10 protein-coding genes and 1 pseudogene are annotated in these 12,484 nt (G+C 59.4%); 9 read left to right on the top strand and 2 right to left on the bottom strand.

The genetic code is table 11. From position 1 onward, the window contains the following. Window positions 1–83 precede the first annotated feature (83 nt). Window positions 84–563: a hypothetical protein gene (locus ACFFWD_RS31530; protein ID WP_376972057.1), complete on the bottom strand. Its 480-nt coding sequence runs from the start codon at window positions 561–563 to the stop codon at window positions 84–86. Between ACFFWD_RS31530 and ACFFWD_RS31525 the strand changes: the two genes are divergently transcribed. From ACFFWD_RS31525 to ACFFWD_RS31495, 7 genes are all read left to right on the top strand, one after another. After that, on the top strand, window positions 553–747 hold the full coding sequence (locus ACFFWD_RS31525) for a 4Fe-4S binding protein (protein ID WP_376972055.1): 195 nt from the start codon (window positions 553–555) through the stop codon (window positions 745–747). The two genes, ACFFWD_RS31530 and ACFFWD_RS31525, sit on opposite strands and share 11 nt — an antisense overlap. A gap of 205 nt (window positions 748–952) precedes the next feature. Continuing rightward, complete coding sequence (gene sufB, locus ACFFWD_RS31520) at window positions 953–2,449, top strand: Fe-S cluster assembly protein SufB (RefSeq protein ID WP_376972053.1); 1,497 nt, start codon at window positions 953–955, stop codon at window positions 2,447–2,449. 70 nt (window positions 2,450–2,519) lie between these two features. Continuing rightward, complete coding sequence (gene sufC / locus ACFFWD_RS31515) at window positions 2,520–3,272, top strand: Fe-S cluster assembly ATPase SufC (protein ID WP_376972051.1); 753 nt, start codon at window positions 2,520–2,522, stop codon at window positions 3,270–3,272. A gap of 20 nt (window positions 3,273–3,292) precedes the next feature. Then, entirely contained in the window at window positions 3,293–4,615 is a 1,323-nt protein-coding gene (gene sufD / locus ACFFWD_RS31510) for a Fe-S cluster assembly protein SufD (RefSeq protein ID WP_376972049.1), read from the top strand. Then, entirely contained in the window at window positions 4,612–5,859 is a 1,248-nt protein-coding gene (locus tag ACFFWD_RS31505; RefSeq protein ID WP_376972047.1) for a cysteine desulfurase, read from the top strand. Before sufD ends, ACFFWD_RS31505 begins: the two co-directional genes overlap by 4 nt. A gap of 638 nt (window positions 5,860–6,497) precedes the next feature. Then, window positions 6,498–6,788, top strand: a complete 291-nt coding sequence (locus ACFFWD_RS31500; RefSeq protein WP_376972045.1) for a helix-turn-helix transcriptional regulator — start codon at window positions 6,498–6,500, stop codon at window positions 6,786–6,788. Beyond that, window positions 6,785–8,152 (top strand): type II toxin-antitoxin system HipA family toxin, encoded by a 1,368-nt coding sequence (locus ACFFWD_RS31495; protein ID WP_376972043.1) that lies wholly within the window; start codon window positions 6,785–6,787, stop codon window positions 8,150–8,152. Before ACFFWD_RS31500 ends, ACFFWD_RS31495 begins: the two co-directional genes overlap by 4 nt. 551 nt (window positions 8,153–8,703) lie before the next feature. Here ACFFWD_RS31495 and ACFFWD_RS31490 read toward each other — a convergent pair. Beyond that, window positions 8,704–8,947: pseudogene (locus ACFFWD_RS31490) on the bottom strand (LLM class flavin-dependent oxidoreductase); the annotation flags it as partial. 337 nt (window positions 8,948–9,284) lie between these two features. Here ACFFWD_RS31490 and nifD point away from each other — a divergent pair. Both nifD and nifK read left to right on the top strand, forming a co-directional pair. Continuing rightward, complete coding sequence (gene nifD, locus ACFFWD_RS31485) at window positions 9,285–10,787, top strand: nitrogenase molybdenum-iron protein alpha chain (protein ID WP_376972325.1); 1,503 nt, start codon at window positions 9,285–9,287, stop codon at window positions 10,785–10,787. 67 nt (window positions 10,788–10,854) lie between these two features. Then, window positions 10,855–12,411 carry a nitrogenase molybdenum-iron protein subunit beta gene (gene nifK, locus ACFFWD_RS31480; protein ID WP_376972041.1) on the top strand — a complete coding sequence of 519 codons (1,557 nt, stop codon included), beginning with the start codon at window positions 10,855–10,857 and terminating at the stop codon, window positions 12,409–12,411. Window positions 12,412–12,484: the final 73 nt, after the last annotated feature.

The following is a 12,484-nucleotide window of genomic DNA, read 5'->3' as shown; positions in this document are numbered from 1 at the left end:
TGATCCGGAAAAGTGTGAAGCGGTTTTCCGAAAAGATCATGCTCAAACAAGAAGCTAAAGAGCGATGACGGTTCAACCTAATCTCATCGCGCTTTAGGCAAAAGATAAATGCCCGGCCCCTTGCTGTCGGGCATTTGCTTTGATGGGGCGCGCAGAACTTCAAACTCGCGCGCGCCACTCAAAATCTGCCCGGTCGCCGCAGATCCGATATCGGAGCCGCAAGCTGCGGCCCTGGTCGCCGGCAGGCAGAGGAGCACTTGGGAAGCGGCCGAAGATGACCGCAACCGCGTCACTGGGGCCATGGGCGAGTGTTGGTAGCAGACGAAGGCGGTTCGCCTGCTCGGGTTGACCGGCGCCCGATCGGCTACACGCTGAAGCAGTGCGCCATCGAGATCAAGCGTCTGTGATCCCCACTGTCGAGCTTGCGACACGCTGTCGAGGCCGCGACATCTGCGCGACGGAAAATAGGTGAGATAAACCAAGCCTCGGTAGTTTGGCACGAGACTTGAAAGAAAGACGCCGTTCCGCATCTCCTGCCCACGGATCGCAGTGATGGCTTTCAAGATAATCGCGTCCCAGTGCACCGTCTGTGGCGCATGTGAGTTCGAATGTCCAAACGCCGCAATCAGCCTCAAGAACGACATGTATGTAATCAACCCGACAATATGCACCGAATGCGCGGGGCAGTTCGACACGCCGCAATGCGCCGTTGTCTGCCCGGTGCCCGGCACCTGCGTGCCCGCATAACGGAGCAGCCGATGAGCGAGGCCGCGACGCGTGACAGGATTGAGACGCTATCGGCGGCGGCCGCCCTTCTGATTGGTTGCCTGATTGGGCCGGTTGCCGGCGCCGAGCTGGCTGTGACTTGCGCGATCGCATTTGCCGCGAAGAGAGCGTGCCGCAGCCGTTGCTGGAACGGGCGGGAACCATTCTTGCGCGAGCGGAGCGGGCAATGGTAGCCGTACCAGAGACGGTCGAGCGCGTCCGGCGCATCGACGTCGACCAGTATCGATATGGGTTTGAGACGCTGATCGAATCCGAGAAGGCCCCCAAGGGACTGTCGGAAGATACCGTCCGCTTCATCTCAGCAAAAAAGAACGAGCCGGCCTGGATGCTGAAATGGCGCCTGGAGGCGTTCAGCCGCTGGCTGACCATGACCGAGCCGACCTGGGCCCGCGTCAACTATCCGAAGATCGACTACCAGGACATCTATTATTACGCGGCGCCGAAACTGAAGAAGCAGCTCGCGTCGATCGACGAGATCGATCCGGAAATCCTCAAGACGTACGAGAAGCTCGGCATTCCCCTGCGGGAGGTCGCGGTCCTGGAGGGCGTGGAGCCCGCTCCGGGCGGCGAGCCGACAGTCAACCGCAAGATCGCGGTCGATGCCGTGTTCGACTCGGTCTCGGTTGCCACCACCTTCAAGAAGGAGCTGAAGAAGGCCGGCGTGATCTTCATGCCGATCTCGGAGGCGATCCACGAGCATCCCGAGCTCGTGCAGAAATATCTCGGCAGCGTGGTGCCGATCTCGGACAACTTTTTCGCGAGATTGAACTCGGCGGTGTTCTCCGACGGCTCGTTCGTCTACGTGCCGCCGGGCGTGCGCTGCCCGATGGAGCTGTCGACCTATTTCCGCATCAACGAGCGCAACACCGGCCAGTTCGAGCGCACGCTGATCATCGCCGACAAGGGCTCCTACGTCTCCTATCTCGAGGGCTGCACCGCGCCGCAACGCGATGAGAACCAGTTGCACGCCGCCGTGGTCGAACTCGTCGCGCTCGACGACGCCGAGATCAAATATTCGACGGTGCAGAACTGGTACCCCGGCAACTCCGAGGGCAAGGGCGGCATCTACAACTTCGTCACCAAGCGTGGCGACTGCCGCGGCAAGAACTCGAAGATCTCCTGGACCCAGGTCGAGACCGGCTCCGCCATCACCTGGAAATATCCGAGCTGCATTCTGCGCGGTGACAATTCGCGCGGCGAGTTCTACTCGATCGCGATCTCGAACGGCTATCAGCAGGTCGACAGCGGCACCAAGATGATCCATCTCGGCAAGAACACGTCGAGCCGCATCATCTCCAAGGGCATCGCCGCCGGCAAGTCGCAGAACACCTATCGCGGCCTCGTCAGCGCCCACCGCAAGGCGACCGGCGCACGCAACTACACCGCCTGCGATTCGCTCCTGATCGGCGACAAATGCGGCGCGCACACCGTGCCCTATGTCGAGGCGAAGAACTCCTCGGCAACGTTCGAGCACGAGGCCACGACCTCGAAGATTTCGGAGGACGTGCTGTTCTACTGCATCCAGCGCGGGCTGTCGCAGGAGGAGGCGGTCGGCCTTGTCGTGAACGGCTTCGTCAAGGATGTGCTGCAGCAACTGCCGATGGAGTTCGCGGTCGAGGCGCAGAAGCTGATCTCGATTTCGCTCGAGGGATCAGTCGGATAATTGTACGTCCCGCGAGCCCTGCCGAATGCGGCTCGCCGTTCCGGATGACGTATTTCGGGGATTAGATAGAATGGCGTTACTCGAAGTCCGAGATCTGCATGTCCATGTCGAGGACCACGAAATTCTTCGCGGGCTCGATCTCACGATCAATGCGGGTGAGGTGCACGCGATCATGGGACCGAACGGGTCCGGAAAGTCCACGCTCAGCCACGTCATCTCCGGCAGGCCCGGCTATCGGATGACCGCCGGCCAAATCCGATTCAAGGGCGAAGATCTGCTCGCGATGGAGCCGGATGAGCGCGCCGCGAAGGGCGTGTTCCTTGCGTTCCAGTATCCGGTTGAAATCCCCGGCGTCGCCACCATGAACTTCCTGCGCACGGCGCTCAACGCCCAGCGCAAGGCGCGCGGCAAAGAGGAGCTCTCTACGCCGGATTTTCTGAAAAGAGTCCGCCAGGTTGCCAGTTCGCTCAAGATTTCGCTGGACACGCTGAAGCGCGGCGTCAATGTCGGCTTTTCCGGCGGCGAGAAGAAGCGCAACGAGTTGCTGCAGATGACGCTGTTCGAGCCGAGTCTATGCATCCTGGACGAGATAGATTCGGGTCTCGATATCGACGCGCTGCGCATTGCAGCCGAAGGCATCAACGCGCTTCGCTCGGCCAACCGCGCGATGATCGTGATCACCCATTATCAGCGGCTTCTGAACTACATCGTACCGGACGTCGTGCACGTGATGTCGAAAGGGCGCGTTATCAAGAGCGGCGACAGAAAGCTCGCGCTGGAGCTCGAGGCCTCCGGCTACGCCCAATTCGAAGACGCCGCCTGACCGCCCAAGGGATTTTTCCGATGAACCTGGTTCTGGCTGAAGCTGAGGCCGGACGCGCGGTGGGCAGTGTCTTCGCCGCCGCGCACGGACGTTTGCCCGGCACCGGCCCTATTGCCCACATCCGTGCAAGGGGATTCGAGGCTTATGAGCGTGCCGGCCTGCCGCATTGCCGCATTGAGGAATGGAAATACACCGATCTTCGAGTGCTGATGCGCAAGGTGCTGCCGCTCGTCCCGATACCGGACGGTGCTGCGCTGGCGCGGGCAAAGGCTGCGGTCGACCAAGCGGCAGTCGAGCAGGCAATCAAGCTGGTGCTGGTTGATGGCATATTCGCCCCTCGGCTATCTGATGTCACCGAGCTTGGAAAAGGCGTCGATGTACGGACGCTGCGCGAGGTTTTAGAGAATTCGGCCAACGGCGCGATGGCCGGCCTTGTATTGTCGACCACGACTGATGCAATGATCTCTCTCAACACCGCGATGGTGACCGACGGCGTGGTGATTACGATCGCCGAGGGCTACGCGGTGAGCCGTCCCATTCAGATCATTCACGTCGCAACCGGATGCTCGGCATCTAGCTTTACACGCTCGTATCTGCAACTCGGCAAGGGCGCGCGTGCGGCCGTGGTGGAGAGCTTTGTCTCGGCCGAAAGCGCGTGCGGCTATCAAGCCAACAATACGACAATCGTCTTGGTTGGTGATGAGGCAGGCCTTTCGCATCTTCGCGTTGCGGCAGATGCGGCTGACGCTGTGAATATCTCGTCCGGGATTATCGCGGTGGGCGCCAATGCGAAACTCAATCTGTTCAACATGACCTACGGCGGCGCCGTCAGTCGTTATCAAGGATTCATCACGCTGACGGGCGAGGGGGCCGAGCTCTCCTTTAACGGCGTCAACCTCATCAGGGGCAAGCAGCACGCTGACACCACACTCGTGGTCGATCATGCGGTGCCGCATTGCACCAGTCGGGAGAATTTCCGCGCGGTCGTCGATGACCGTGGCCGCTCGGTGTTCCAGGGACGAATCATCGTTCGTCCGGACGCGCAGAAGACCGACGGCAAGCTGATAACGAGGGCGCTGCTCTTGTCCGACCGGGCCGAGGCCGACAGTAAGCCGGAGTTCGAAATCTTTGCCGACGACGTGACCTGCGGCCACGGCGCGACGTCAGGCGCGCTGGACGAGGGTCTCGTATTTTACTTGCGCGCTCGCGGTCTGTCCGAGAGCGATGCGCAGGCGCTGTTGATTCAGGCGTTCCTGGGCGAGGCGATTGAGGGAATTGCCAACGAGAGCCTGCGCGATTTTGCGGCCACGCAAGCTGAACGCTGGCTGGAGGCACGACGATGATCACGCACCCTGCGGTTAGCAATGGTGCTTATGACGTCAACCGACTGCGTGAGGACTTTCCTGCGCTGGCCATGAGGGTCCATGGCAAGCCGCTGATTTATCTGGATAACGCCGCATCCGCGCAAAAACCGAAGGCGGTGCTCGAGCGCATGATGCAGGCATACTCCAGCGAATACGCCAATGTGCATCGCGGCCTGCACTATCTCGCCAACGTCGCGACTGAGGCGTATGAGGGCGCACGTGGCAAGGTGGCGCAGTTTGTGAACGTACGTCGGACTGAAGAGATCATCTTCACCCGAAGCGCCACCGAGGCGATCAATCTGGTTGCCCAGACCTTCGGCCGTGAGCGCATCACCCAGGGTGATGAGATCGTTCTCTCGATCATGGAGCACCACGCCAACATCGTGCCCTGGCATTTTCTGAGAGAACGCCTCGGCGCGGTCATCAAATGGGCGCCAGTGGACGACGAGGGCAATTTCCTCCTCGACGAGTTTGAGCGACTTTTGACCGAACGCACGAAGATGGTCGCGATCACACAGATGTCTAACGTGCTCGGCACTGTCTTGCCGGTGAAAGAGGTGGTGAAAATCGCGCATGCTCGCGGCATCTCGGTGCTGGTCGATGGCTCGCAGGGATGCGTCCATCTAGATGTCGATGTCCGCGACATTGATTGTGATTTCTACGTGATGACGGGCCACAAACTGTACGGCCCAACCGGCATCGGCGTGCTCTACGGCAAATATGCGCATCTGGCGTCGATGCCGCCCTTCAATGGCGGTGGCGAGATGATCCGTGAGGTCTCGCGTGAGGTTGTCACCTATGCTGATCCGCCGCACCGGTTCGAGGCAGGAACGCCGCCGATCGTCGAGGCGATCGGTCTGGGCGCTGCCGTGGACTACATCGATTCAATAGGCAAGGCCCAGATTCGCGAGCACGAGAGCGCACTGCTCGCTTACGCGCAGGACAAGCTGGGGGACATCAACTCGCTGCGCATCATCGGAACAGCGGCCGAGAAAGGCGCGATTATCTCCTTTGATTTAAAAGTCGCGCATGCGCACGATTTTGCAGCCGTCATCGATCGCGCCGGCGTAGCGGTGCGCGCCGGGACCCATTGCGCCATGCCGCTGCACCAGCGCTTTGGCGTCCCCGCAACGTGCCGCGCTTCCTTCGCCCTTTATAACACGCATGAAGAGATCGATGCGCTAGCGGACGCGCTTATCAGGGCGCAGGAGCTGTTCTCATGAGCGGGCGAGTGTGCCAGGATCTCGGCGACCGGGCGGTCCGATAGGATTGGGTCAGGAGGGCGATGAGGCTACGTAAGAACTGTGCATCGCCGTAGCCGACGAAGGTGAGCACTGGTCAGCCTCAGCGACGTGGATGGTGTTGCTGAGCCAGAGTGGGCCGGGACGCGGCCTGCAGGCTTGGTTAGTTGGCGCATCCGGCGCCCACCAAGTCCGCAAGGTTTGACGGCCTTGTTCCCTAGGCGACATGCGGTCTGCGATATCACGCCGCCGGAGCCAGGCTGAAGTGATCGTCTATGACAGTGTCCGTCGGACGGCCGTAAATTCCGTCGGAAGCTGCCGCTGCCCACCGCGCACAACGTGAATGCCGACGGCGTAGCAGCAGCAGCGCGGCGCCCTATCAGACGCGACCCTGGATTTCGGGTGCTGGCCTTGAATTGCTGCTGATACTGGTCCTCATCAAACCGGTGGATTTCCCGCTCGGTAAGATTCCGTTTAGAACTTAGAACATTACCTCGCAATTTTACCGGCCGGTAAAATGAGGTGCCTCGGCCGGCTATAGACCTAAATTTTACCGGTCGGGAAATTCAGCCTTGGGATCAGAACGGATTCGATTTATATTCCCGTTCGGGAAAATTACTATGCCAGATATTCCGGATACATCGGCCCTTGGAACCTTGGTCCGCCAGCGGCGGAAGTCACTCGGATTGCGGCAGCAAGACCTTGCATTGGCCGCCAACGTAGGCGTGCGTTTCATAGTCGATATCGAGAGCGGAAAGGAAACCAGCCAAATCGGCCTGGTACTCAGGCTGCTCAAGGCGCTCGGGATATCGCTCCAAGCCGACATGGTGCCAGCCCCCCCGTCGCTTTCCCAATCGGCGGACGATGAGGAAGGTATCTTCGATCCCGATAACCCGACACCTGCCCTATGAGAATCCAGGAAAAGTCTCCGCCCGTAGCCGGAGACAGTCTCGAAGTTCGGTACGAGGACAAGTTGGTCGGCCGCATTCGCCGGCGAACCGAGGCCGTCCATGATATCGAATTCGTCTATGACGAAGCATGGATGTCGAACCCCAACGGATTTCCGGTCTCCACACGCATGCCTCTGGGTCGTCGTATGCATGAGCCGGACGTCGTCTACACTTGGTTCCAAAATCTGCTTCCGGAGGGCCGTACGCTCCAGACAATCGGAGCGATCCTTCGCATTCCCGAAACGGATGTTTTCGCTCTGCTGGAAGAAATGGGAGAAGACCTTCCCGGCGCACTCGCGATATCCCGTCCTCTGGAGGAGAGGCCGAAGCGAAATCCGAGATACCGGAAGCTGACCGAAGCCGAGCTCGCAGAGACCATTCGAAGGCTTCCGGAGAGACCGTTTCTCGTCGGAGAAGAGGGCATCCACATGTCCTTGGCCGGCGCTGAGGACAAGTTGCCCGTCGTCCAATATCCGGACGGTGCGATAGGGCTGGCGTTGGACGGGATGCCGACGACCCACATCCTCAAGCCGGCCAACAAGAGATTCCACTCCGCCGTCGAGAACGAGGCTTTCTGCCTTCGCCTGGCCGCGGCGGTGAAACTGCCCGTTGCGGAATGTTCGATAGGAAAGGCGGAGGACGTCGAATACCTGCTGGTTAAGCGCTACGACAGACCGGTCCGAAGTGGGCGGGTTCGCAGGATCCATCAGGAGGATTTCTGCCAAGCGACGGGCTACATTCCGCATCTCAAATATGAATGGAATCCGCAGACGAAGCAACCCGGTCCGGGACTGATGGCCTGCCTCGACGTATTGACCTCAACCGGCAATGCGGCCGCGAACAAGATCCGCTTCATCGATTACATGGTCTTCAATGTCCTTTGCGGAAACGTCGACGCGCACGCAAAGAACTACTCCCTGCTGCTCGAAGCAAGCGGTGCCGTGACGATGGCTCCGCTCTACGATGTGATGAACGGCGAAATCTATGAGGGAGTGACAAGGAATCTCGCGATGAAGGTCGCCGGGAGGAATCGTGGCCGCTACATCAGCGCGAGACACTGGGATCGCTTCGCCGAGGAAAACGCGCTGTCAGCCACCCAGGTGAAACGCAGGGTCGCTTCGCTGTCTCAAGCTGTTCTCGACACATTGCCCCGCGTGGTCGCCGAAATGAATGCGGTCAAGAAGTCCCCGACGTACCAACAGATCGAGGGATATGTCGCCAGCACGTGCCGCAGCATGCTGTCGAACCTGAAGTACGATGTCGAGGACGAACCGGAGGAAGACGAGAAAGCGGCTCCCGCCGCTCGAGCTCCCGGATTTTCGTGATGCTCTTGCCGCTCGCCGGGCGATCGTGATCGTCCGCTCGATTGTCTTGCGCGAAGTGTGCTTTCGGCAACCGCGGACCTGAGGTACTGACGTATATCAAACTCTGCTGCATCAGGGTCGAGGCCGATGCTGCGAAGATGGGAGAGTATTGCGAAGTGCCGCTGCACGATCATCTGATCGAGCAAAGACTGCTCGCCTAGTCGAATCCCGCAAGGGGCGCCCCGCTCTCGTCTACAATCTCGGCCGCTTTCGCGGCCGGAGAGATGCCGGTCGGCATTTCTGTCAACCGGCTCCCAAATTCGAACCCTCATCGGCTTCCATTTTTTGATCCGAAGGACAGCGTCCGCCAATTCGTCGATCTGCTTCGGTGTCGGCAGGCAACAGGCGTGCGGGTCGTTGGCTCACTAGGCGTGGGTCGAAACGGTGACCGGGAGTCATTGAGGACGTCCTCAAGGGGGCGGAGGATTCAGCAAAGCCGCACAGCCGCGGCGACCTTTCAGGTCGTGACATCCCTGGCTATTATTCAACAAGCCCGAGTAGAGCATCTCGGCTCAGCGCCATCCCAGGGCGGGTGCGACGTGCGTCAGAATGGCCTCGATCACGTGCGGGCTGTAGGCCACCCGAGCTGATTGGGGACGGGTAGAAATAAATGTCGGATTCGGCGATGGCCTCATCCTTCCGCAGTTACTCAACAAGGACGTCTGGCTCGGTGAAGCTGCGGCCGAGGATCGCCCGATTTGACCCTTGTCTTCGCTCGTTCCCGAAATAAGCGCGATCGCGCTCATCCACGAGCGCTGCTTAGGTGCAGATTGTTATTACATGCAGCCTCCGCTCGTTATCCCGAAATACTTGTTCTCTGTGGTTGTTAGATCCGTTTGCGCAAGTGATTTTGAATACGCGGTGCAATGTCACCCGTAGCCCGCCGTTGTTTTGTTCCCAACAGGACCGGACGAGAACCTTTCCGGACAAGGCGCGATGTCGCGTTCGTAACAACATTCAATCTCGCCGCACGCAGCGCGCTAACTGGTTTCAAAGGCGCTCTTTTTTGCGTTCACGCCGCGCTGGCACGCTCGTTGCAAAAGTCTTGGCCAAGAGCCGCCATTGCAACAGGAAACCTTTGAAGGACATCCGCATGAGTCTCGCCACGACCCAGAGCATCGCAGAAATCAGAGCCCGGAACAAAGAGCTGATCGAGGAGGTGCTGAAGGTCTATCCGGAGAAGACCGCGAAACGGCGCGCCAAGCACCTCAACGTCCACCAGTCCGGCAAGTCGGACTGCGGCGTCAAGTCTAATCTCAAATCCATACCCGGCGTAATGACCATCCGCGGTTGCGCCTACGCGGGTTCCAAGGGGGTGGTGTGGGGACCGATCAAGGACATGGTCCATATTAGCCATGGCCCGGTTGGCTGTGGCCAGTATTCGTGGGGCTCGCGCCGTAACTATTACGCCGGCACGACGGGAATCGATACTTTCGTGACCTTGCAGTTCACCTCCGACTTCCAGGAAAAGGATATTGTGTTCGGCGGCGACAAGAAGCTCATCAAGATCATTGACGAAGTCCAGGAGCTATTCCCGCTCAACAACGGCATCACCGTCCAGTCGGAATGCCCGATCGGCCTGATCGGCGACGACATCGAAGCGGTGTCCAGAGCGAAGTCCAAGGAATATGGCGGCAAGACCATCGTGCCGGTCCGCTGCGAGGGCTTTCGCGGCGTGTCGCAGTCGCTCGGCCACCACATTGCCAACGACGCGGTGCGAGATTGGATCTTCGACAAGAGCGGGCCCGAGACCAAGCTAACGTTCGAGCCGACGCCCTACGATGTCGCGATTATCGGCGACTACAATATCGGCGGCGACGCCTGGTCGTCTCGAATTCTGCTGGAGGAAATGGGGCTGCGCGTGATTGCGCAGTGGTCCGGCGACGGCTCACTGGCCGAACTCGAGGCTACGCCGAAGGCAAAGCTAAATATTCTGCATTGCTACCGCTCGATGAACTATATCTCGCGCCACATGGAAGAGAAATTCGGTATTCCCTGGTGCGAATATAACTTTTTCGGGCCTTCGAAGATCGCAGAATCGCTGCGCAAGATCGCCGGGTATTTCGACGACAAGATCAAGGAGGGCGCTGAACGGGTGATTGAAAAGTACCAGGCGCTCGTCAACGCCGTGATCGCCAAATATCGCCCGCGGCTGGAAGGCAAGACTGTGATGCTGTTCGTCGGCGGACTGCGTCCGCGTCATGTGATCGGCGCGTACGAGGACCTCGGCATGGAAGTCGTCGGCACCGGATACGAGTTCGGCCACAATGACGACTATCAGCGCACCGCTCAGCATTACGTAAAGGACAGCACGCTCATCTACGACGACGTCAATGGCTACGAGTTCGAGCGCTTCGTCGAGAGGATTCGGCCCGACCTGGTCGGCTCAGGCATCAAGGAAAAATACGTGTTCCAGAAGATGGGCGTTCCATTCCGGCAGATGCACTCCTGGGACTATTCGGGCCCATATCACGGCTATGACGGGTTTGCGATATTCGCGCGCGACATGGACATGGCCGTCAATTCACCGATCTGGAAGAAGATGAAGGCGCCATGGAAGGGCGCCCCGAAGCCGCAGCTCCTGGCTGCAGAATAACACAAGTAACCGCGCTCTCTGCCGAGGGCCGAGCAACATCAATCACGTTATCTAAGAGGTCTTACCAATGGCGCAGAGTGCAGAACACGTGCTCGATCATTTCGACCTGTTCCGCGGTCCGGAATACCAGCAGATGCTGGCCAACAAGAAGATGTTCGAAAATCCACGCGACCCCGCTGAGGTCGAACGAATCAAGGAATGGACGAAGACCACCGAATATCGCGAAAAGAATTTTGCGCGGGAAGCACTCACGATAAATCCAGCGAAGGCCTGCCAGCCTCTCGGCGCGGTGTTCGCCTCTGTCGGCTTCGAAGGTACGCTGCCCTTCGTGCACGGCTCCCAAGGCTGCGTCGCCTATTACCGCAGCCATCTGTCACGGCACTTCAAGGAGCCGAGCTCCTGCGTCTCCTCGTCGATGACGGAGGACGCTGCGGTCTTCGGCGGCCTGAACAACATGATCGACGGGCTGGCCAACAGCTACAACATGTACAAACCCAAGATGATCGCGGTCTCCACCACCTGCATGGCCGAAGTGATCGGTGACGACCTCAACGCGTTCATCAAAACGTCGAAGGAAAAAGGTTCGGTTCCGGCGAATTTCGACGTGCCCTTCGCGCACACTCCGGCGTTCGTCGGAAGCCACGTCACCGGCTATGACAATGCGCTCAAGGGCATCCTGGAGCATTTCTGGGACGGTAAGGCCGGAACAGCGGCGAAGCTCGAGCGCAAGCCGAACGAGAAGATCAACGTCATCGGTGGCTTCGACGGCTATACCGTCGGTAACCTGCGCGAAATCAAGCGAATACTCGAAGTGATGGGTATCAAATACACCATCCTCGCCGACAATTCCGAAGTTTTCGATACGCCCACCGACGGCGAGTTCCGGATGTATGACGGCGGCACCACGCTGGAGGACGCTGCGAACGCGGTTCACGCAAAGGCGACGATCTCGATGCAGCAGTGGTGTACGGAAAAGACGCTGCCGTTCATCGCTGACCATGGCCAGGATGTCTGGGCTTTCAATTACCCGGTGGGCGTATCGGCAACGGATGACTTCCTCGTGTCGTTATCGCGCATTAGCGGAAAGGACATCCCGGAGGAACTGGCGCGAGAGCGGGGCCGCTTGGTCGACGCGATGGCTGATTCCAGCGCGCATATCCACGGCAAGAAATTCGCGATCTATGGCGATCCAGATCTCTGCTATGGGTTGGCGGCCTTCCTGCTCGAACTCGGCGCCGAGCCGATCCATGTGCTGTCCACCAATGGCAATAAGGCGTGGGATGAGCGCATGCAGACGCTGTTTGCGAGCTCGCCGTTTGGGTACAACTGCCACGCCTATCCGGGGAGAGACCTCTGGCACATGCGCTCGCTCTTGTTCACCGAGCCGGTCGACTTCTTGATTGGCAACACCTATGGCAAGTATCTGGAGCGTGACACGGGCACGCCGCTGATCCGCATAGGCTTCCCGGTTTTTGATCGGCATCACCATCACCGCTCTCCGGTATGGGGCTATCAGGGCGGCATGAACGTGCTGGTGAAGATCCTCGACAAGATCTTCGACGAGATCGACAAGAAGACCAACGTTCTAGGCAAGACCGACTATAGCTTCGACATCATTCGTTGATGCGCGTGCCATCGCCGGCAAATATCGGCGATGGCCCGAGCGCATGATGGGCTGATCCTTGCAGACAGCTTCG

It is taken from the genome of Bradyrhizobium erythrophlei, from assembly GCF_042430365.1.
GTDB lineage: Bacteria > Pseudomonadota > Alphaproteobacteria > Rhizobiales > Xanthobacteraceae > Bradyrhizobium > Bradyrhizobium erythrophlei.
This window is presented reverse-complemented; position numbering and strand designations above follow the sequence as displayed.